Raw genomic sequence first — 20518 nt, 5'->3', positions numbered from 1 at the left:
TACGGCTACCCGCTCCTCCCAGTTTTAATCAATTCTTAGCGTGCAGCCTGCCGCGCGAATCCAGCGAAATCAGAATCACCGAAGAGATAATCAGCAGCGTGCCCAGCCAGTCCGGCAGGGTAAACGTCACGCCCAGCAGGAGCAGCGAGAGCAACGCGCTGCTCAAGGGTTCCGCGCAGCTCAGAATGCTGGCCTTTGGCCCGCCGATCATCTGCGCGCCGGTCAGATACAGGCTGAAGGTAATGGCCGTCCCCACCACCACCAGGTAGAAGAAGGCAAACAGCACGCCGCCGCTCGCGGTAAAACTGCCGACCTGGCTTGCGTAAAACGGCACCAGCATTGCACCGCCCAGTAGCATGCTCCAGCCGACGATAGGCAGCGTTCCGTAACGCGCAATCAGCCTTGAGGGATAGGTCGTGTAAAACGCCGCGGCAAACGCGGAGGCGATTCCCCAGAACAGCGCGCCGGTCGAAATGGAAATAGACGTCGGGTCGCCGTGCGTAACCAGCAAAAAGGTACCAATCAGCGAGGTGCCGATGGCGGCAAAGACAAACTTTCCGGAGCGCTTTTTACGCGCCAGCGCAAACCAGGCCACGATAATCGTCGGCGAAAGAAATTGCAGGATGGTCGCCGTGGCGGCGTTGGATTTCTCGATGGTCAAAAGGAAAGTGAGCTGCACCGTCAGCGCGCCGAAGAAGGTGAAAATCAGCAGCGAAATCACGTCCTCGCGCTGCTTAAATATCGCGAAGATTTTATCGCCGTGCATAAACGACAGCATGAGCAGGATCAAACCGGAAAATAGCAGGCGCAGCATGGTGAGCGACTCGGAGGAAATGTGGCTTTGCTCCATGATGTACTGGGCGCAAACGCCCGAACTGCCCCACAGAACCGCCGCAAACAGTACATACAGCATTCCTTTCCGACTTACGCTCATGACCCCGATCCTTTATTGACTGATTTCCAGGACGGCATGATAGCGTAATTTGAACCGGATTAGATGCCGGACATAACAACGCGTTATGCCCGGTATAGCAAGATTAACTGCCGTACACGCCGATAGCGCTGCTCAGGCGCACCGTGCGCTGGTTGAGGTTTTCCACCACCGCCCCGGCGTTGACCACCATATCGGCGTTGTTCTGCGTCATGGTGCCGATACGCTCGACGGAGCGGTTGATAAGCGACAGCGCGCTGGTCTGTTCCCGCGTCGCGTCGCCAATTTCCCTGACCAGCGCCGTCATCCGCACGATTTCCGCCGCCATCTCGCTGATATGCTTCTCGGCGTTTTTTACCATCCCCACGCCGGAGCCGACGCTCGCCACGTTGTTATCGATTAGGTTTTTGATCTCTTTGGCGGCCGTTGCGGAATGCTGAGCAAGGTTACGCACCTCTGCCGCAACCACCGCAAAGCCCCGGCCCGATACGCCCGCACGTGCCGCTTCAACCGCAGCGTTCAGCGCGAGAATATTCGTCTGGAAGGCAATCTGGTCGATAACGCTGATGATCTCGACGATATGCTGGCTCGCCTGCGCCATCGACTCCATCATGCCCAACGTTTTCTTCATCATCTCCTCGCCCTGCGCCGCCATCACGCTCGCCTGCTCCGCCATTTTCGCGGTTTGCGCCGAGGTATCCGCCGTTTGTTCCACGGCACCTGAAATCTCTTCGATAGCCGCAGCGGTCTGCTGCAGATGGGCATAGGTTTCGTCGGTGCGTTCGCTCATCGCTTTGCTGCTGGTTGCCAGCTGCTGGGTGATATCGCCGATGCCGCCAATCTGCGTGCCGACGTCGTCCACCAGCGAGCGCAGGTTCAGCCCCGACTGGTTCACCAGCCGCATCAGCAGGCCGATATCATCAACCCGGTTGAAATGCACCAGATCGGCGTGCTGCCCTGAGACAATTTTCTGCATCTGTTGAACAATCGTGCTCACCGGCTTCGCGACCTGCCGCTGTAATAGCAGATTGATAATGAGAAACAGGCCGATGGCTATGGCAGCCTGCACGCCAGCATTTAAGCGGGTAAACGGCAGCGCGGCCGTCACGAACGCGGGAATAAGCATCGCGCCGGTGAGGCGTTTTGAGAGCGATAAACGCTGGAAGACGGAGAAAATACTCTTCCAGCCGCGGCCAACCACCAGCCCCTTATAAAAGCGCAGATGCCCGGCGCGCTTATCCCTGACCGCTTTATAAAGCTCCTCGCTTGCCTTCACCTCGTCCCTGCCCGGCACGGTGCGCACCGAGATATATCCGGTCAGCCTGCCGTCATGGTAGACGGGCGTTACGTTTGCCCGTACCCAGTAATGGTCACCATTTTTACAGCGATTTTTTACCATTCCCGTCCAGCTGTCTCCCTGATGCAGCGTGGACCACATATCGGCAAAGGCTTCCGCAGGCATATCAGGATGGCGGATAAGGTTATGCGCCTCGCCAATTAATTCTTCTTCCTTGAATCCGCAGGCCTTAATAAAGGCGGTGTTGGCATAAGTTATATGGCTATGAACGTCGGTCGTCGACATTAATGCCTCTCCTTCTTTCAGAAGATACTCATGCTGAGAGACAGGGTTATTTGTTCTCATACGAATCCCATGCTGTGAAATGAAGACAGAAAGCCACAGAGCGTGGCAAATGAAAGACTAATTTGTTATGAGGCCTTACAGCGCAAGGCTGTGAGCGGCGATATATTCTTCCAATTTCAGCATTCTGGAAAGGGGATTTTAGATCTGGGCGATATGAAAATTGAATTGTCAGTAAATTAATTATTAATTGTGAAATATCTGTAATGGCAATTCAAAAGAGCAAAATAATATATTTCCTTAATCTAAATTAGGCCGTTTCTTTTATTTCATATTTATGACGCTTCCCGCATCGGTTTAAATGCGGGAAGCGTAAGGTTAAGAATACTACGCGACTTTGCGGCGCATTAATTTGAACGCGCCGAACAAAACGAGGATCCAAACCGGCAGCAGCATCGCCGACACGCGCATATCCGGAATGCTGCACATCAGCGCCAGAATCATCAGCATAAAGGCGATGCACAGATAGTTACCCAGCGGGTACAGTAGCGCTTTAAACTGTGTATCTTTACCCTCACGTCGCATGGCCGCGCGGAACTTCAGGTGCGCCATCGAAATCATGATCCAGTTAAGCAGCAGCGTTGCCACCACCAGCGCCATCAGCAGCCCAAAGGCGTCGTGCGGCAGAACATAGTTCAGCAACACCACCAGCGAGGTAATTGCCCCGGACAGGATCAGCGAATTCACCGGCACCCCGCCACGGTTTACCTTAGCCAGAAACGCTGGCGCGTTGCGCTGAATCGACAGTCCGAACAGCATACGGCTGTTTGAATAAACGCCGCTGTTATAGACGGACAGCGAGGCCACCAGAATGACAAAGTTAAGCGCGGAGGCAACGATGTTGCTGTCCAGCTCGTGGAATATCATCACAAACGGGCTGCTGCTGGACTTGATTTCCACCCACGGATAGAGCGAAAGCAGCACGACGAGCGAACCGATGTAGAAAAGCAGAATACGGTAAACCACCTGGTTGACGGCTTTCGGAATGGTGGTCTGCGGCGAGCTGGCCTCGGCGGCGGTGATGCCAATCAGCTCAAGACCGCCAAAGGAAAACATGATCACCGCCAGCGAAAGAATCAGCCCGTGCCAGCCGGTCGCCAGGAACCCGCCGTACTGCCACAGGTTTTCGATGCTGGCCCGCTCGCCGCCGTTCCCGGAAGCCAGCAGCCAGACGCCAAAACCGATCATGCCGACAATCGCCAGCACTTTGATCAGCGCAAACCAAAATTCCATCTCGCCATACAGGCGCACGTTAACCAGGTTGACGGCGTTGATAATCACGAAGAACAGCGCGACCCACGTCCAGGTTGGCACCTCGGGGAACCAGTACTGCATGTAGATACCGGCGGCGGTTAATTCCGCCATGCCCACCAGCACAAACATCACCCAGTAGTTCCAGCCGGATAAGAAACCGGCAAATGGGCCCCAGTATTTAAAGGCGAAGTGCGCAAACGAACCGGATACCGGCTCTTCAACAACCATTTCGCCGAGCTGACGCATAATCAGAAAGGCGATAATACCGGCCACGCCGTAGCCCAGCAGGACCGCAGGCCCGGCCATCTGAATCGCTGGACCTATGCCCAGAAACAGTCCGGTGCCGATTGCGCCACCGAGGGCAATAAGCTGGATATGGCGGTTTTGCAGGCCACGTTTGAGGGTCTGTTCATTTTCTGGCGCAGCTTCCTGGCCCTGCGGCTTTGCCGCCGTTGACGTGTTGGTCACGCCTTTCTCCTGTGTATTTCAATCAAGGGGGCACCTTTTAACACTTGAAGGCAGGAGTGGCAAGAAGATGAAAATGGCAAAAAAAACCGGCGCCCTGCGGCAACCGGTTTTCATCTGTACGCTTTTAGACGCGAGGCTTACTCAGCGTCAGGCGTTTCTGACTTGTGTTTCTCAGCGGTTTCTTTGATCAGCGTCTGCAGTTCGCCGCGCTGGTACATCTCGATGATGATGTCGCAGCCGCCAACCAGCTCGCCGTCAACCCACAGCTGCGGGAAGGTCGGCCAGTTTGCGTATTTTGGCAGCTCTGCGCGAATATCAGGGTTTTGCAGGATGTCCACGTAGGCAAAACGCTCGCCGCATGCGGAAAGCGCCTGTACCGCCTGGGCGGAGAAACCGCAGCTAGGCAGCTTCGGGGAGCCTTTCATATAGAGAAGAATCGGGTTCTCTGTGATCTGGCGCTGGATTTTTTCGATTGTGCTCATTGTCTTGCTTCCTCAAACCTTTTTACGGCAGTAGCCTGCCATTGTAGCGAGTTGCGCCCCCACCAGAAAACACCAAAATTTGCAGGGTTATTTCCGACCGCATGGGGAATGCTAAACATGTTTTAAGAATAACACTTTTCCCAGGTACGCCAATCTGCAAAATGCCCAATACTCGATCAATAAATCGCCTTCTAAGCCTATAATTGGTTAAATTTTTTGCGCACGGTAACGAAACCCGGCCTCGATACAAAAAGGTTATTAACTTTAATGCGGTATATGCATTAGAATCGGCGGGTTTCGAAAAATCATACGCAGGCATGATGGTCTTCATCGTGCCTTCATTTATCAGGGGATTGTCGAGTGGCGCGGATAACAAAAATCTCTATCACGCTCTGTGCTCTGCTATTTACCTTGCCTTATACACCTTTGACTCACGCGTCTGAGCACGCGCGGCCTGTTGCTGCTCACAAAGCCCACGCGGCGAAGAGCACGGCAAAAGCGAGCAAAGGAAAAGAAAAAACCAGTTCCATCTCTACCAAGAAATCCACTAAGAAAGCAGCCGCTACGGAAAAGAAGAAAACAGCGAAAACTACGCCAGCCGTTAAAAGCAAAACCCTCGCAAAAAACTCCAGTAAAAAATCTTCTTTAAAAACCGCTAAGCCTGCTAAAACCTCAGCCATCGCTTCAACCAAACAGTGCACCAAAGCGCGCAAAGGCCACAAAGCCAAATGCGTGACGGTGAAAGGCGATAAAAATCTGACGATTGCCCAGGCCCACAAGGTCCGCGTGCAGAAAGCGCAGAAAACGGCGATGAACAAACTGATGGGCCAGATAGGCAAACCGTACCGCTGGGGTGGCACCTCGCCTCGCACCGGGTTCGACTGCAGCGGTCTGGTTTATTACGCGTATAAAGACCTGGTTAAGTTCCGCATTCCGCGCACCGCCAATGAAATGTACCACCTGCGCGATGCCGCATCGGTTAACCGTGGCGAACTGGAAAGCGGCGATCTGGTCTTCTTCCGCACCCAGGGGCGCGGCACAGCCGATCACGTTGGCGTTTACGTCGGCAACGGCAAGTTCATCCAGTCCCCGCGCAGCGGTCGCGACATCCAGATTACCTCGCTTAGCGAAGACTACTGGCAGCGCCACTATGTCGGCGCGAAACGCGTCATGACGCCAAAAACCATTCGTTAATCCCTCCCCCTGCCCTTCAACGGGCAGGGTTTCTTCTCCTTTTGCTTATCCTTTCAATTTGTTACCCTAAAGCCACACTAAATGTGGTTATTTAGCTGTGTTCAAAATAATAAGGAGTTTGCAATGTCGTTCGAATTACCTGCATTACCGTATGCGAAAGATGCACTGGTTCCCCATATCTCCGCAGAAACGCTGGAATACCATTACGGCAAACATCATCAAACCTACGTCACTAACCTGAACAATCTGGTGAAGGGCAGCGCGTTTGAGGGTAAATCACTGGAAGAGATCGTGCGCACTTCTGAAGGCGGCGTGTTCAATAACGCAGCGCAGGTGTGGAACCACACGTTTTACTGGAACTGCCTGGCACCCAACGCGGGCGGCGAACCAACGGGCGTTGTGCTGGACGCCATCAACGCTTCATTTGGCAGCTTTGCGGAATTTAAACAGCAGTTTACCGACGCAGCAGTGAAGAACTTCGGCGCGGGATGGACCTGGCTTGTGAAGCGCCCGGACAACAGCCTGGCTATCGTTTCGACCTCAAACGCGGGCACGCCGCTTACAACCGACGCGAAGCCGCTGCTGACGGTAGACGTGTGGGAACATGCTTATTACATCGATTACCGCAACGCCCGCCCTAACTATCTTGAGCATTTCTGGGCGCTGGTGAACTGGGAATTTGTAGCGAAAAACCTGGCGGCTTAAGAGTCGGTGGTTTTTGGTGGATGGCGCTAGCGCTTATTCACCCTACTAAATGCCAAATCTGTAGGTCGAATAAACGAAGTGCCATCCGACATAATGATTATTCGCCCCACCGTTCATCGGCCTTCCGTAGGTCGGATAAGCGCAGCGCCATCCGACAAAAAACAAAAAATTAAGGCCGCAAACGCGGCCTCTTTAAATCAGTGCAGAACGGCGGTTAAGGCACCTGCAACAATCAGGCTCAGAACGATAACCGTGGTGATGACGGAAAATTTCAGATCGGTGCTCATCGTTAATCTCCTTTTAATACCCTACAAACGGTGTGTAGCGTGATTTTCCCACAATCAGCGGCAAAAATCCTCCTGGATTTATGATGATATTGGTTTTCCCTCTTCCACTTTGAGAAAAGATAAGCCAAAATCCCTCGCTAATTTACTGCGTACAATCAATTCAACGCCCTCCTCCCGTTTTATGTCGCCTTCCCGACATGCCGCAGCCCAAAAGTTGCCCAGGAGTTAGCGAACGCAAACGTTTAACAGACGAATTATCAGGAGTTTACGATATGGCCTGGAGTGACATCTAATGGCGACAATCAAGGACGTGGCGAAACGCGCAAACGTTTCCACTACAACCGTGTCACATGTTATTAACAAAACCCGTTTTGTGGCGGAAGAAACGCGCAACGCGGTCTGGGCGGCTATCAAAGAATTACACTATTCGCCGAGCGCCGTTGCGCGCAGCCTGAAAGTTAATCACACCAAAACGATTGGCCTGCTTGCCACCTCCAGCGAAGCACCCTATTTCGCCGAAATCATTGAAGCGGTGGAAAACAGCTGCTTTGAAAAGGGCTACACCCTGATTCTTGGCAACGCGCACAACAACTTCGAAAAGCAGCGCGCCTACCTGTCGATGATGGCGCAAAAGCGCGTCGACGGCCTGCTGGTGATGTGCTCAGAATACCCGGATACCCTGCTGACCATGCTTGAAGAGTATCGCCATATTCCGATGGTGGTCATGGACTGGGGCGAAGCGCGCGCGGACTTCACCGACTCCGTGGTTGATAACGCCTTCCACGGCGGCTATTTGGCCGGGCGTTATCTTATCGAACGCGGCCACCGTGAAATCGGCGCCATTCCCGGGCAGATGGAACGTAATACCGGCGGCGGCCGCCATGCTGGCTTTATGAAGGCGCTGGAAGAGGCGAAAATCGCCATTCCGGAAAATTGGATAGTCCAGGGCGATTTCGAGCCGGAATCCGGCTACCGCGCCATGCAGCAGATCCTCGGCCAGTCCCATCGCCCTACCGCCGTCTTCTGCGGCGGCGATATTATGGCCATGGGCGCGATTTGTGCAGCGGACGAAATGGGCCTGCGCGTGCCGCAGGATATCTCAATTATCGGCTATGACAACGTGCGCAACGCCCGCTATTTCTCCCCGGCGCTGACCACCATTCATCAGCCAAAAGAGACGCTGGGCGAAACGGCCTTCAACATGCTGCTTGACCGCATAGTGAATAAACGCGAAGAGTCGCAGATGATTGAAGTTCATCCTCGCCTGATTGAGCGCCGTTCCGTAGCGGACGGGCCGTTCCGCGACTACCGCCGTTAATCCTCCGTCCGAGCCTGAAGTCCCGCTTCAGGCTCCCTTAACCACTCCTGATTCATCGTCTCGCTATCCCCCAGATAATCTAGCAGCCAGCTCAGTGCCGGAGAGGCGTCATTTTGCCGCCAGGTCAGGCAGCAGGCCGCGTCCGGAAACGGGTTCTCCAGCGCCAGCTCTCGCCACGCGCCGCTGACAAGCCAGGGTCTGGCGATATGCGACGGCACCATGCCGATACACAGCCCCGCGCTCAGGCAGTCCGATCCTGACTCCCAGTCCGGCACCACGACGCGATGCTGGTTGTCCAGCAGCCAGGTGATGCGTTTTGGCAACGAGCGGGAGGTATCCTCCAGTACCAGCGAAGGCCACGAACGCAGCTCCTCGTCGCTCAGCGCGCCCTCACGCTGCGCCAGCGGGTGTTCCGCTGCCACCACGCAGCGCCAGCTCAGCGCGCCCATATCGCGAAACGCGTACCGTCCACCCACCGGAATGGCCTGTGTTGCGCCAATCGCGACCTCTACCCGCCCGTCGGCCAGCGCGTCCCACACGCCGTTGAACACCTCCTGAAAAACGCGCAGTTCGATATCAGGGAAGTGGCGATAGAAATCCAGCACCAGCTGGCGCGTGCGCTCGGGCTTGACGATATTATCGACGGCGATAGCCAGGTGCCCGCGCCATCCGTTAGCGATCTGCTGGCACTGTTGCCGCGTCGTCATCATTTTTTTGATAACAGAACGTCCTTCCTTTAAAAAGAAGGCCCCGGCGGGCGTAAGCTCAACGTCCCTGTGGCGGCGCTCAAACAGCGGAACGGCCAGCCAGTCCTCGAGCTGCCGCACCGTATAGCTGATGGCAGAAGGGACACGGTGCAGCTCCTGCGCCGCGCCGCTAAAACTGCCGTTACGCGCCACGGCGTCTATGACTTCCAGCGAATATTCTGACCACATATTTCTGCCTGCAAATTTTTTGAACGCAATCTACAAATATTAGCGTTTCACAAGCCGGTTTGCACTCCGTACACTCTCGCCGCTATTAACCTGCAAATAACTCAAGAGAAAATTATGCAACCATCAAAAGGATTTCTTATCTGGTTGGCCGGGCTGAGCGTGCTGGGGTTCCTCGCCACCGATATGTATCTGCCAGCCTTTGCCGCTATCCAGCAGGATCTGAACACCGAAGCCTCCGCCGTCAGCGCAAGCCTGAGCCTGTTCCTGGCGGGCTTCGCCTTCGCGCAGCTGATGTGGGGACCGATGTCCGATCGCTTCGGGCGTAAACCGGTTCTGCTGATTGGTTTAGGTATTTTCGCCGTAAGCTGCATCGGCATGCTGTGGGTCGAAAGCGCAACCGCGCTGCTCGTGCTGCGCTTTATTCAGGCGGTGGGCGTATGTTCCGCGGCCGTTAGCTGGCAGGCACTGGTGACCGACTACTATCCGGCAAGCCGTGCTAACCGCATCTTCGCCACGATTATGCCGCTGGTCGGGCTTTCCCCGGCGCTGGCTCCGCTGCTGGGCAGTTGGATCCTCAACCACTTCGAATGGCAGGCTATTTTCGCCACCCTGTTCGCCATCACCCTGCTGCTGATGATCCCAACGCTGCGCCTTAAGCCGCGCACCCAGCATCATCCGCAGACCGATGAAAACCGCGTGAGCTTCCTTTCCCTGCTGCGCTCGCGCGTTTATAGCGGCAACGTGCTGGTTTACGCCGCCTGTTCCGCGAGCTTCTTCGCATGGCTTACCGGTTCGCCGTTCATCCTTAACGCCATGGGCTACAGCCCGGCAGCGATTGGCCTGAGCTATATGCCGCAGACCGTCGCCTTCCTGATTGGCGGCTACGGCTGCCGCAGCGCGCTGCAAAAATGGCAGGGCAAGCAGATGCTGCCGTGGCTGCTGGCGCTCTACACGCTGAGCGTTTTCGCCACCTGGGCCGTTGCCGTCAGCGGCCACGCTAACCTGACGCTGCTGCTTATTCCGTTCTGCATCATGGCGATGGCGAACGGTGCGATTTACCCGATCGTGGTTGCCAGCGCCCTGCTGCCGTTTCCGCAGGCCACGGGCAAGGCCGCCGCGCTGCAAAACACACTGCAACTGGGCCTGTGCTTCTTCGCGAGCCTGATGGTTTCCTGGCTGGTCGCCACCCCGCTGCTCACCACCACCAGCGTCATGCTGGCAACCGTGGTGCTGGCGATGCTTGGCTATCTGCTGCAGCGCGTCAGCCGTGAGAAATCCTGGCAGACCGCCGAGGCCTCCTCCTCGCACGGACAGTAACCCAGGCAATAATGTAATAAATACGTAATTAGCTTGCTAACAATAATCAGTTGAATCACCTGCCGGTCGGGCATATACTCACTACCGGCTCGATTATTATCACTATAATGAATACATTAACGGGAGCCTCAGGGTTCCCGTTTATCTTTGGATAGTCATTTTTTGCGGGCGCTAGCCCCTATCTCTGTTCTACGTCGGATATCAGGCACACGGAATTTTCCGTGCGATTTCTCACATACCGCAAATAGCGTCTACGCTGTTTTAAGGTTCTGGTCACACAGGTGATGGAGAAGCTATGAGTTCATCGTGTATAGAAGAAGTCAGCATACGAGATAATGAATGGTATCGTATCGCGAACGAAATGCTCACCCGGGCAGGGATTACCGTCAATGGCCCTAACCCTTTTGATGTTCAAGTCAAACACCCCGATTTTTTTAAACGCGTCCTGCAAGAGGGTTCACTCGGTCTCGGTGAAAGCTTTATGGACGGCTGGTGGGACTGTGAACGCCTGGATATTTTTTTCAGCAAAGTCATTCGCGCCGGGCTGGAAAATCAGCTCCCGCACCATCTAAAAGACACCCTGCGTATTGCCGCCGCCCGGCTCGTCAATCTGCAAAGTAAGAAACGCGCCTGGATAGTCGGCAAAGAGCATTACGACCTCGGGAACGATCTCTTCTCCCGCATGCTTGACGAACATATGCAGTATTCGTGCGGCTACTGGAAAGACGCCACCACGCTCAGCGAGGCGCAAAACGCCAAGCTCAAAATGATCTGCGATAAGCTTCAGCTTGAGCCTGGCATGACGCTGCTGGATATCGGCTGCGGATGGGGCGGACTGGCCGCGTTTGCCGCGCGCAACTATGGCGTCGCGGTGCATGGCGTAACCATTTCTGCCGAGCAGCAGAAAATGGCCCAGGAGCGCTGTGCCGGGCTGGATGTCACCATTCTGCTGCAGGATTATCGTGACCTGGACATGCAGTTCGACCGCATCGTTTCCGTGGGCATGTTCGAACACGTGGGTCCGAAAAACTACGCCACCTATTTTGACGTGGCTGACCGCAACTTAAAACCGGACGGCATCTTCCTGCTGCACACCATCGGCTCTAACAAAACCGATAACAACGTCGACGCGTGGATAGACAAGTACATCTTCCCTAACGGCTGTCTGCCGTCCGTGCGCCAGATTGCTGACGCCAGCGAAAATCATTTCGTGATGGAAGACTGGCACAACTTCGGCGCGGACTACGATAAAACGCTAATGGCGTGGCATGAACGCTTCCTCGCCTGCTGGCCGGAAATCGCCGATAACTATTCCGAGCGCTTTAAACGGATGTTCAGCTACTACCTCAATGCCTGCGCCGGGGCGTTTCGCGCCCGCGATATTCAGCTCTGGCAGGTGGTGTTTAGCCGCGGCGTTGAAAACGGGCTGCGGGTGCCTCGCTAACCGGGCTTTTGTTTCATCTTTTCGAAGGCGGGTAGCGCAGGCCGATACCCGCCGCATAGCGTTGGATGGCGGCCTGCGCTTATCCAATTGACTTAAATCTGCAAAAATAGTGGTCCCTATCACATTTTCCCCGATATAAACCTCACGATTTTGATCCCGCTAGCAATTCTTCATTGCCTCCATGGAAACCGGTTTCCGTTTTGTTTCACAATCATTTTACTTTCCAGGACATTCGCAAGGACACCGCCATGAGCATGTACCAAAAAATGGTCAATGTGATTGAGCAAAAAGTCACACCAATCGCGGGCACCATGGGCTCACAGCGACACGTCATCGCCATCCGCGATGGTTTTATCGCCGCCCTGCCGTTTATGATTATCGGTTCTTTCCTGTTAGTTTTTATTTTCCCGCCGTTCTCGCCGGACAGCAGCTGGGGCTTCGCCCGGACGTGGCTCAACTTCTCGCTCACCTGGCGCGAACAGCTGATGCTGCCGTTTAACCTCAGCATGGGCGTGATGACGTTCTTTATTTCGGTGGGTATCGGCGCAAGCCTGGGTAAACATTACAAGCTTGACCCGATCATGACCGGGCTGCTGGCCTTTATGGCCTTTCTGCTGGTTGCCGCCCCCTATAAAGACGGCCACATCTCAACGCAGTATTTCTCCGGCCAGGGCATTTTTACCGCGCTGATAACGGCTATTTACGCCAGCGAAATGTACGCGTTCTTAAAGCGCCACAACATTACTATCCGCCTGCCGAAAGAGGTGCCGACCGGCGTGGCGCGCTCTTTCGAGATTTTAATCCCGGTGGTGGTCATCGTGTTTACCCTCCATCCGCTCAACCTTCTGATTGAAGCCACTACGGGGATGATTCTGCCGGAAGCCATTATGCACCTGCTGGCCCCGCTGGTTTCCGCATCCGACTCGCTGCCCGCCATACTGATTTCGGTGTTTATCTGCCAGATTCTGTGGTTTGCCGGGATTCATGGGGCGCTTATCGTCACGGGCATTATGAACCCGTTCTGGATGGCGAATCTGTCCGCTAACCAGACGGCGCTTGCCGCAGGCGCGGCGCTGCCGCACATCTACCTGCAGGGCTTTTGGGATCACTATCTGCTAATTGGCGGCGTGGGGTCGACGCTGCCGCTGGCGTTCCTGCTGCTGCGCAGCCGCGCGGTGCACCTGCGCACCATCGGCAAAATGGGCGTTGTACCGAGCTTCTTTAATATCAACGAACCTATTCTCTTCGGTACGCCCATCATCATGAACCCGGTATTCTTTCTGCCGTTTACGCTGGTGCCGATGATCAACGCCACGCTTGCATATATCGCCACAAGGCTTGGCTGGATTGCGCAGGTTGTCTCGCTTACGCCGTGGACTACCCCGGCCCCAATCGGTGCCTCGTGGGCCGCAAACTGGGCGGTAAGTCCCGTTATCATGTGCCTGATTTGTATGGTGATGTCAGCTGTGATGTATTACCCCTTCCTGAAGGCGTACGAGCGGACCCTGCTCAAGCAGGATGAAGAGCGCGGCGCGCAGGAAAGCGATAACCCCGTTACCGTAAACTAACTTTTTTGCCCGCCGGTCTGGCGGGCTCGTCAATAGAGGAAAAACGATGAAATACGCATTCCCTGATAATTTCTGGTGGGGCAGCGCCTGCTCCGCGCCGCAGACCGAAGGCGAAACGCTGAACTTTGGCAAATCCGCCACCATCTGGGACACGTGGTTTGAGGAGCAGCCCACCCGCTTTCACAACGGCGTCGGCCCGGCGAACACCTCCACCTTTTATCAGAACTGGAAGCAGGACATCGCGCTGCTTAAAGCGCTGAATCACAACACCTTCCGCACCTCTATTTCCTGGGCGCGTTTACTCCCCCAGGGGCGCGGGGAAGTGAATCAGGAAGCGGTGACGTTTTACAATCAGGTCTTCGACGAACTGCACGCGCAGGGCATCACGCCGTTTATCAACCTGTTCCACTTTGATATGCCGATGGCGATGCAGGAACTGGGCGGCTGGGAAAGCCGTGACGTTGTCACCGCCTACGCCGACTATGCGAAAACCTGCTTCGAGCTGTTTGGCGACCGCGTGAAGCACTGGTTTACCTTCAACGAGCCGGTTGTGCCGGTAGAAGGTGGATATCTTTACGACTTCCACTATCCGAACGTGGTGGATTTTAAACGCGCGGCAACCGTTGCCTACCACACCATGCTCGCCCACTCGCTTGCGGTGAAGGCTTATCATGAACGTAACGACGGCGGCGAGATCGGTATTATCCTCAACCTGACGCCTTCCTATCCGCGCTCGCAGAATCCGGCCGACCTGAAAGCGGCCAACGTTGCAGACCTGATGTTCAACCGCAGCTTCCTCGACCCGGCGCTGCGCGGCGAATATCCGGCCGAGCTGGTTGCGCTGCTCAAAGACCATGACCAGCTGCCGGTTTGCCAGCCGGAAGACAAAGCCCTGCTCGCGGCGGGCGTGGTGGACCTGCTCGGCATCAACTACTATCAGCCGCGCCGCATCAAGTGCCGCGACTCGCTGGTTAACCCGGACAGCCCGTTCATGCCGGAATGGTTCTTCGAATCCTACGAAATGCCGGGCCGTAAAATGAATCCGTACCGCGGCTGGGAAATCTACGAACAGGGCATCTATGACATCCTGACCAACCTGCGCGAGAACTATAACAACCCACGCTGCTATATTTCCGAGAACGGCATGGGCGTTGAAAACGAGCAGCGTTTCGATGAGAACGGCCAGATTCAGGACGATTACCGCATCGATTTCGTCCGCGACCACCTGAAGTGGCTGCACAAGGGCATCAGCGAAGGCAGCAACTGCCTGGGCTATCACATGTGGACGTTTATCGATAACTGGTCGTGGTGCAACGCCTATAAAAACCGCTACGGCTTCGTTTCGCTCGATCTGGCAACCCAGAAACGCACCATCAAAAAGAGCGGCGAATGGTTCCGCGAAACGGCGGCAAATAACGGTTTTGACGACCGGGGTTAAGAAATCATGCGGGCCTGAATGGCCCGCTTTAAGCCGGGCAGGAAGTCACCATGTCGAATATCAATGATGTCGCGCGTCTTGCGCAGGTTTCCAAGGCGACCGTTTCACGGGTGCTGAGCGGCAGCCGCGGCGTAAAAGAAGAGAGCCGCCAGGCCGTGCTTCGCGCCGCGGAAATCCTCAACTACAAGCCCAACGCCATCGCCCAGTCGCTGAGCAGCCAGTCTACCAACTGCATCGGGGTGATTTGCGCAACGGATCATATTCAGCAGTCAACCGGCTATTTGCAGGCGCTGGAGAAGCAGTTCAGCCAGCACCGCAAGCACCTGCTGCTGCGCTTTGCGAACGACGATAAAAGCGTGATGCACGCCGTTGACGAGCTTTCCAGCGGCATGTGCGATGCGCTGGTGGTAGTTGGCGCACGTTTTCAGCTGCCGGATCTTCCACCAGACATCGTGCTGATCGACTGCCTGAACCCAACGAATGCCAACAGCGTGCAGTGCGACCGCGTTTTTGCGGCCGAAACCGCCGTGCACTATCTGTGCTCGCAGCAGCGGCGAAATATCGCGCTGGTAAACTTCCCCAGCGGCGAGGCTGCGGCCCTCACGATGGACGGCTATCGCCAGGCGCTGCACAACTACGTGGTGCCGTTTAACCGCCAGCTGGTGATTGAGGGCGAGGCGTCGCTGCGTATCGCATTGCAAAAGCTGATTAACAGCGGCGTTAAGTTCACCGCCCTGCTGGTCACCGACGACGGGCAGGCGCAGGAAGCGGTCATGATGCTCAACCAGTATCAGCTCGCGGTGCCGGAAAAAGTGATGGTGTTCAGCCTGGATGGCTCAACCCGTCTGCCGGGGGCGAGTGCCATTCCGGCCATCGAATATCCGCTGGAGAGCATTGCCCGCCGCGCGGTTGCCCTGCTGCTTGGCGAGCGACACGGCGGTGATTTAGTGCGGGGGAGTTTGCTGGTAGCGTGATTTCGACGGGTGGCAAAGGCTCACCCGCCGTCACGAACTTATTCTTTCGGCAAGACCGCTGCAAGCGCGGCTTCACGTTGCGCAAGCACGCGTTCAACGGTATCGACAATCGCCTGCGTCTGCGGGTCGATTTCGATATTGATGCGGTTGCCCAGCTTTTTGCTGCCGAGCGTCGTGCGCTGTAGCGTTTCGGGAATTAAATGCACGCAGAAACGCGTTGCCGTCACTTCGCCTACCGTCAGGCTAATACCGTCGATGCCGATATACCCCTTGTGCAGGATATATTTCATCAGGCTCGTGTCCTGAATTTTAAACCAGATCTGGCGGTTATTTTCGGAGGTGAGAATTTTCGCCACTTCGGCGGTCGTCATAATATGGCCGGACATGAGGTGCCCGCCGATTTCATCGTTGAATTTCGCGGCGCGCTCGACGTTCACGCTATCGCCCACGGCTAATTCACCGAGGTTGGTAATGCGCAGCGTTTCTTTCATCAGGTCGAAGCTGACGCGATTGCCGTTGATTTCGGTGACCGTCAGGCAGCAGCCGTTGTGCGCCACGGACGCCCCCGTCTCAAGGCCGGGCAGCATGGCCTCTGGCATCTCGATAACGTGGGTGCGGAAGTTGGGTTTTTCATCAATAGAGACCAGGGTCGCGGTGCCCTGCACAATACCTGTAAACATCCTAAAGCTCCTGGCGAATAGCTGAGTGGCACGGCATTTCCGCCGGGAAATGCCTGCATCTGTATGCGGCACTTTAACAGTTGAAAAAAAAGCTTGCCAGTCATCATCTCCACCCTGCCATTATTTGGCTGGCGATTTAATTAACACTCGCTACAATAGTCTGGCTTATTCCCCTGTTTTTTCTTCTTGCTGCCGTACATGGCGGCGTCTTTGTGTCTCTTATAATCAATAATAATTAGGTGTACGTATGCAGAAGTATTTTATTGAGGCCCGCCAGCTGCTAGCGCTGGCGATACCCGTGATCCTGGCCCAGGTCGCGCAAACCGCCATGGGCTTTGTTGATACCGTGATGGCCGGCGGCTACAGCGCCACCGATATGGCGGCGGTGGCTATCGGCACCTCTATCTGGCTGCCCGCTATTTTATTCGGCCACGGCCTGCTGCTGGCGCTCACGCCGGTTGTTGCGCAGCTTAACGGTTCGGGCCGACGCGAGCGCATCGCGCATCAAATCCGCCAGGGGTTCTGGCTTGCGGGGATGGTGTCGGTGCTGATCATGGTCGTGCTGTGGAACGCGGGCTATATCATTGGCTCGATGCACAATATTGACCCGCTGCTGGCGGAAAAAGCCGTGGGCTATCTGCGCGCGCTGCTGTGGGGTGCGCCGGGCTATCTGTTCTTCCAGGTGGCGCGTAACCAGTGCGAGGGGCTGGCGAAAACCAAACCCGGCATGGTGATGGGCTTTATCGGCCTGCTGGTCAACATCCCGGTGAACTACATATTTATCTACGGTCATTTCGGCATGCCGGAGCTGGGCGGCGTTGGCTGCGGCGTGGCAACCGCGTCGGTCTATTGGGTGATGTTCTTCAGCATGATTTCCTACGTTCGCCGCGCAGGCTCCATGCGCGATATCCGCAGCCCGGCAGGCTTCACCACGCCGGACTGGAACGTGGTGAAGCGCCTGGTGCAGCTTGGCCTGCCGATTGCGCTGGCGCTGTTCTTTGAGGTTACGCTGTTCGCGGTTGTCGCCCTGCTCGTTTCCCCGCTGGGCATTGTCGACGTCGCCGGCCACCAGATCGCGCTGAACTTCAGCTCGCTGATGTTCGTTCTGCCCATGTCGCTCGCCGCGGCCGTCACTATCCGCGTGGGCTTCCGTCTGGGCCAGGGTTCAACGCTCGATGCGCAAACCGCCGCCCGCACCGGCATCGGCGTGGGCGTATGCATGGCGATGCTTACCGCACTGTTTACGGTGACCTTCCGCGAGCACATCGCGCTGCTGTATAACGATAATCCTGCGGTTGTTGCCCTGGCCGCACATCTGATGCTGCTGGCCGCGGTTTACCAGATTTCTGACTCCATCCAGGTCATCGGCAGCGGCGTGCTGCGCGGGTACAAAGACACGCGCTCGATTTTCTTCATTACCTTTATTGCCTACTGGGTGCTGGGGTTGCCGAGCGGTTACGTGCTGGCGCTGACCGATATCGTGGTAGAGAGAATGGGCCCTGCCGGGTTCTGGATCGGCTTTATCATCGGTCTGACCTCCGCCGCCGTGATGATGATGCTGCGCATGCGCTGGCTACAGCGCCAGCCTTCCGTCACCATTTTGCAGCGTGCTGCGCGATAAACCGACAATAGCCGCCCTCGCGGCGGCTACTTTTTCTACGTACTGCGCAGTTGCGCAGCAATCGCGTGAAATCTTAGAGAAAATTGCGGTTTTCCGCTTGCAAGGCTCACGGGCTGCCGCTAATATTCGTCCCCGTTGTCACCCAGACAGCTTGATGCGTTCATAGCTCAGTTGGTTAGAGCACCACCTTGACATGGTGGGGGTCGTTGGTTCGAGTCCAATTGAACGCACCATTTTACGTTTTACCCAGTGCGTCCGTAGCTCAGTTGGTTAGAGCACCACCTTGACATGGTGGGGGTCGGTGGTTCGAGTCCACTCGGACGCACCATTTCAAAGCAGTTCTCCCGTTAGTTTCCTAAAGCGCTACAAGTCCAAAACACCAAATTCCCTAGCTTTCCGCTGCCAGTCCAGAATCACATCGTAATCTTCGCGCGATATCTGGCTAAACCCACCAATGAAAAGTTTTTCGCATACTGCCCCGTAAGACGAATCGGTTACCAGCCGGGTCAGGGCCTTGCGCAGCGCCGATAAATCTTCGGATGAGGTTTGTGACGAGGTAATCAGGGGCAGGCCTGGCGTAAGCGGCGTCTGCCCTACCACGGCGAGGCTTTGCACCGCGAGCGGCTCATGGCGCTTAAGAAGCGCCCACGTCACGCAGTCGATTGCCGCAATATCCGCCTCGCCGCGCTGAACCGCCGCCAGCGACTGGCGGTGGCTGCCGCTGAGGATGACCTCGGCGAAAAACCTGCCGTGCTTCGCCCTCGGCGCTACCTCGTGACGCAGGGCGTTGTAGCCCGACTGCGAATCAATGGAATTGCAAACTGCCCTGCGCCCGCGAAAATCTTCCAGCGTGCTGCCCGCGTCCCGCGTTCGCGCAACGAGGAAACTGCGATAGTTAACCCCTTCACAGCCCGGCGCGGTGTAGTGAAAACAGCCGACCGGCTGCACCTCCGGTAGCTGCGTCACCAGCGGGTATCCGCAGGTTTGGCTTAACAGCAGCCTGCCGTCTCGCCAGTGGGCGAGCAAATCCTCCGATGGCCAGACGATATCCAGACGCTCTGCCGCCAGCCCCTCCGCCCGTAACAGGGGCAAAAGAGCTGACCACAGCGCCTGGCTATCGGGCCGGTGAACGTCGTACATAGGTAATGAAAGCGTGCTACTCATGGCCGCTGCGTGCTCCGTTATCGGTTCTGGCGGAGGGGTGTAAATCCACGTCCAGCGGCGTTACGAAAAACTGCCTTAGCCACTCGCCGTACCCCTTTACCACAAACCCCTGATTGCGCTGCTGGTAGCCTTCCTTATAGAGCAGGTAGATTTTTCGCAGCCCGTACCAGGGGACGCCGGGAAGATCGTGATGCACTGAATGATAGTTAAGATTCAGAAACAGCAGACGCCAGGGCAAAGAAGCCTCGTTGATAACCGAGCGCGCCAGCGGGTCATCGGCGGCGCGATGCTCAAAGAAGGAGCGAATTTTTGTCAACGCCAGCGCCGGGTAGCTCACCGCCAGCACGAAATACCAGACGGGAAAATTGCAGTAAGCAAGCCATGCAAAGAGCGCCACCAGCAATCCGCCGTGCACCATCCACATGCCTATCGCCCGCCACTCCAGCCGGCAGAAAGACTTCACCATGCTGCCAAGCGTTTGCAGAACATCCAGCAGCGGAGCCACCAGCAGTCGCCCGGCAAAAGTATTGCGTAAACGGATAATTCGCCGTTGCCAGGGTGCCATACGCTGCCATTTCTGCGCCGAGAAATAGTAGGTTTCAGGATCTTCCTCAGGCATCGTTAAATGGTCGTTGCGGTGATGGTGAAGGTGCAGGTCGCGATACAGGCCATACGGATACCAGACCGCCAGCGGAAGCGTGCCCAACAGCTGGTTGAAGCGCGGCGAGCGGGTTGGATGCCCGTGAATCAGCTCGTGCTGAACGGACAGATACCAGGTCGTAAACCAGATGAGCAGCAGCGTTGCGGGCAGTAATCCCAGCGCCTGCCAGTGAACAATCGTCAGAAACCAGCCGCCGTAAACCGTGACGATAAGCAGCCAGGTGGGCAGCTCGGTGCGCCACAGCCAACCTCTTGCAAGCTGATGAACAACTTCACGCTGCTGCATATGCAGCCAGGCCGCCCTGCTTCCCGCCATCGATTTTCGCTCCCGTTAATCACACTCGTTGGGATGAAGATGTGATGAACCGGTGCGGGAGACAACGATTTAATTCAGCTATTTATTGCAGAAAATTTGCTAAACCCCCCTTAAACCGCACGC

Annotated in this window: 18 protein-coding genes and 2 tRNA genes; 11 read left to right on the top strand and 9 right to left on the bottom strand. The window is 56.0% G+C overall.

Annotation, left to right across the window (positions count from 1 at the left end):
* Positions 1-28: 28 nt before the first annotated feature.
* From ACSPHG_RS10755 to ACSPHG_RS10740, 4 genes are all read right to left on the bottom strand, one after another.
* Positions 29-934 carry an EamA family transporter gene (locus tag ACSPHG_RS10755; protein ID WP_435953448.1) on the bottom strand — a complete coding sequence of 302 codons (906 nt, stop codon included), beginning with the start codon at positions 932-934 and terminating at the stop codon, positions 29-31.
* 103 nt (positions 935-1037) lie between these two features.
* The gene (locus ACSPHG_RS10750; RefSeq protein ID WP_435953447.1) at positions 1038-2573 is read right to left on the bottom strand and encodes a methyl-accepting chemotaxis protein; all 1536 of its coding nucleotides are present in this window, start codon (positions 2571-2573) and stop codon (positions 1038-1040) included.
* A gap of 324 nt (positions 2574-2897) precedes the next feature.
* Positions 2898-4292: a phenylalanine transporter gene (pheP, locus tag ACSPHG_RS10745; protein ID WP_435953446.1), complete on the bottom strand. Its 1395-nt coding sequence runs from the start codon at positions 4290-4292 to the stop codon at positions 2898-2900.
* 137 nt (positions 4293-4429) lie between these two features.
* Positions 4430-4774, bottom strand: coding sequence for a Grx4 family monothiol glutaredoxin (locus tag ACSPHG_RS10740; RefSeq protein ID WP_435953445.1), 345 nt, complete (start codon positions 4772-4774; stop codon positions 4430-4432).
* A 360-nt stretch (positions 4775-5134) separates the two neighbouring features.
* Between ACSPHG_RS10740 and ACSPHG_RS10735 the strand changes: the two genes are divergently transcribed.
* Both ACSPHG_RS10735 and sodB read left to right on the top strand, forming a co-directional pair.
* On the top strand, positions 5135-5968 hold the full coding sequence (locus tag ACSPHG_RS10735) for a C40 family peptidase (protein ID WP_435953444.1): 834 nt from the start codon (positions 5135-5137) through the stop codon (positions 5966-5968).
* Positions 5969-6091: 123 nt separating this feature from the next.
* Positions 6092-6673: a superoxide dismutase [Fe] gene (sodB, locus tag ACSPHG_RS10730; RefSeq protein ID WP_435953443.1), complete on the top strand. Its 582-nt coding sequence runs from the start codon at positions 6092-6094 to the stop codon at positions 6671-6673.
* A 197-nt stretch (positions 6674-6870) separates the two neighbouring features.
* On the opposite strand, the gene cydH is transcribed toward sodB, so the two are convergent.
* Positions 6871-6960, bottom strand: coding sequence for a cytochrome bd-I oxidase subunit CydH (cydH, locus tag ACSPHG_RS10725; RefSeq protein ID WP_435953442.1), 90 nt, complete (start codon positions 6958-6960; stop codon positions 6871-6873).
* A 292-nt stretch (positions 6961-7252) separates the two neighbouring features.
* On the opposite strand from cydH, the gene purR reads away from it, so the two are divergent.
* A complete protein-coding gene (gene purR / locus ACSPHG_RS10720) occupies positions 7253-8278 on the top strand; it encodes an HTH-type transcriptional repressor PurR (RefSeq protein WP_435953441.1) in 1026 nt (341 codons plus the stop codon).
* On the opposite strand, the gene punR is transcribed toward purR, so the two are convergent.
* The gene (punR, locus tag ACSPHG_RS10715; RefSeq protein ID WP_435953440.1) at positions 8275-9213 is read right to left on the bottom strand and encodes a DNA-binding transcriptional activator PunR; all 939 of its coding nucleotides are present in this window, start codon (positions 9211-9213) and stop codon (positions 8275-8277) included. The two genes, purR and punR, sit on opposite strands and share 4 nt — an antisense overlap.
* Before the next feature lie 114 nt (positions 9214-9327).
* Between punR and punC the strand changes: the two genes are divergently transcribed.
* The 5 genes from punC (at position 9328) to ACSPHG_RS10690 (ending at position 15954) form a co-directional block, all read left to right on the top strand.
* Positions 9328-10530 carry a purine nucleoside transporter PunC gene (punC, locus tag ACSPHG_RS10710; RefSeq protein WP_435953439.1) on the top strand — a complete coding sequence of 401 codons (1203 nt, stop codon included), beginning with the start codon at positions 9328-9330 and terminating at the stop codon, positions 10528-10530.
* A gap of 295 nt (positions 10531-10825) precedes the next feature.
* Positions 10826-11974 carry a cyclopropane fatty acyl phospholipid synthase gene (gene cfa / locus ACSPHG_RS10705; protein WP_435953437.1) on the top strand — a complete coding sequence of 383 codons (1149 nt, stop codon included), beginning with the start codon at positions 10826-10828 and terminating at the stop codon, positions 11972-11974.
* A gap of 248 nt (positions 11975-12222) precedes the next feature.
* The gene (locus ACSPHG_RS10700; RefSeq protein WP_435953436.1) at positions 12223-13542 is read left to right on the top strand and encodes a PTS sugar transporter subunit IIC; all 1320 of its coding nucleotides are present in this window, start codon (positions 12223-12225) and stop codon (positions 13540-13542) included.
* 46 nt (positions 13543-13588) lie between these two features.
* Positions 13589-14980: a glycoside hydrolase family 1 protein gene (locus ACSPHG_RS10695; protein WP_435953435.1), complete on the top strand. Its 1392-nt coding sequence runs from the start codon at positions 13589-13591 to the stop codon at positions 14978-14980.
* A 50-nt stretch (positions 14981-15030) separates the two neighbouring features.
* Positions 15031-15954, top strand: a complete 924-nt coding sequence (locus ACSPHG_RS10690; RefSeq protein WP_435953434.1) for a LacI family DNA-binding transcriptional regulator — start codon at positions 15031-15033, stop codon at positions 15952-15954.
* A gap of 38 nt (positions 15955-15992) precedes the next feature.
* On the opposite strand, the gene ACSPHG_RS10685 is transcribed toward ACSPHG_RS10690, so the two are convergent.
* Positions 15993-16634 (bottom strand): riboflavin synthase subunit alpha, encoded by a 642-nt coding sequence (locus tag ACSPHG_RS10685; protein ID WP_435953433.1) that lies wholly within the window; start codon positions 16632-16634, stop codon positions 15993-15995.
* A gap of 247 nt (positions 16635-16881) precedes the next feature.
* On the opposite strand from ACSPHG_RS10685, the gene mdtK reads away from it, so the two are divergent.
* The 3 genes from mdtK (at position 16882) to ACSPHG_RS10670 (ending at position 18583) form a co-directional block, all read left to right on the top strand.
* Positions 16882-18255 carry an MdtK family multidrug efflux MATE transporter gene (gene mdtK / locus ACSPHG_RS10680; protein WP_435953432.1) on the top strand — a complete coding sequence of 458 codons (1374 nt, stop codon included), beginning with the start codon at positions 16882-16884 and terminating at the stop codon, positions 18253-18255.
* Positions 18256-18411: 156 nt separating this feature from the next.
* Positions 18412-18488: transfer RNA gene (locus ACSPHG_RS10675), tRNA-Val, on the top strand.
* Positions 18489-18506: 18 nt separating this feature from the next.
* Positions 18507-18583: transfer RNA gene (locus ACSPHG_RS10670), tRNA-Val, on the top strand.
* 35 nt (positions 18584-18618) lie between these two features.
* Here ACSPHG_RS10670 and ACSPHG_RS10665 read toward each other — a convergent pair.
* The gene (locus ACSPHG_RS10665) at positions 18619-19419 is read right to left on the bottom strand and encodes a phosphate/phosphite/phosphonate ABC transporter substrate-binding protein (RefSeq protein WP_435953431.1); all 801 of its coding nucleotides are present in this window, start codon (positions 19417-19419) and stop codon (positions 18619-18621) included.
* Positions 19412-20395, bottom strand: coding sequence for a fatty acid desaturase (locus ACSPHG_RS10660; RefSeq protein ID WP_435953430.1), 984 nt, complete (start codon positions 20393-20395; stop codon positions 19412-19414). Before ACSPHG_RS10660 ends, ACSPHG_RS10665 begins: the two co-directional genes overlap by 8 nt.
* Positions 20396-20518 lie beyond the last annotated feature (123 nt).

The sequence above is a fragment of the Dryocola baronae genome, assembly GCF_051297175.1.
Taxonomy (GTDB): Bacteria; Pseudomonadota; Gammaproteobacteria; order Enterobacterales; family Enterobacteriaceae; genus Dryocola.
Note: the sequence above shows the minus strand (reverse complement) of the source record. Positions and strands in the feature narration are given on the sequence as shown.

Coding starts and splice junctions, on each gene's coding strand:
- ACSPHG_RS10755 (WP_435953448.1), bottom strand. CDS start 934: ATGAGCGTAAGTCGGAAAGGAATGCTGTATGTACTGTTTGCGGCGGTT.
- purR (WP_435953441.1), top strand. CDS start 7,253: ATGGCGACAATCAAGGACGTGGCGAAACGCGCAAACGTTTCCACTACA.
- ACSPHG_RS10700 (WP_435953436.1), top strand. CDS start 12,223: ATGAGCATGTACCAAAAAATGGTCAATGTGATTGAGCAAAAAGTCACA.
- ACSPHG_RS10695 (WP_435953435.1), top strand. CDS start 13,589: ATGAAATACGCATTCCCTGATAATTTCTGGTGGGGCAGCGCCTGCTCC.
- sodB (WP_435953443.1), top strand. CDS start 6,092: ATGTCGTTCGAATTACCTGCATTACCGTATGCGAAAGATGCACTGGTT.
- mdtK (WP_435953432.1), top strand. CDS start 16,882: ATGCAGAAGTATTTTATTGAGGCCCGCCAGCTGCTAGCGCTGGCGATA.
- ACSPHG_RS10685 (WP_435953433.1), bottom strand. CDS start 16,634: ATGTTTACAGGTATTGTGCAGGGCACCGCGACCCTGGTCTCTATTGAT.
- ACSPHG_RS10665 (WP_435953431.1), bottom strand. CDS start 19,419: ATGAGTAGCACGCTTTCATTACCTATGTACGACGTTCACCGGCCCGAT.
- punC (WP_435953439.1), top strand. CDS start 9,328: ATGCAACCATCAAAAGGATTTCTTATCTGGTTGGCCGGGCTGAGCGTG.
- cydH (WP_435953442.1), bottom strand. CDS start 6,960: ATGAGCACCGATCTGAAATTTTCCGTCATCACCACGGTTATCGTTCTG.
- punR (WP_435953440.1), bottom strand. CDS start 9,213: ATGTGGTCAGAATATTCGCTGGAAGTCATAGACGCCGTGGCGCGTAAC.
- ACSPHG_RS10750 (WP_435953447.1), bottom strand. CDS start 2,573: ATGAGAACAAATAACCCTGTCTCTCAGCATGAGTATCTTCTGAAAGAA.
- cfa (WP_435953437.1), top strand. CDS start 10,826: ATGAGTTCATCGTGTATAGAAGAAGTCAGCATACGAGATAATGAATGG.
- ACSPHG_RS10740 (WP_435953445.1), bottom strand. CDS start 4,774: ATGAGCACAATCGAAAAAATCCAGCGCCAGATCACAGAGAACCCGATT.
- ACSPHG_RS10660 (WP_435953430.1), bottom strand. CDS start 20,395: ATGGCGGGAAGCAGGGCGGCCTGGCTGCATATGCAGCAGCGTGAAGTT.
- ACSPHG_RS10690 (WP_435953434.1), top strand. CDS start 15,031: ATGTCGAATATCAATGATGTCGCGCGTCTTGCGCAGGTTTCCAAGGCG.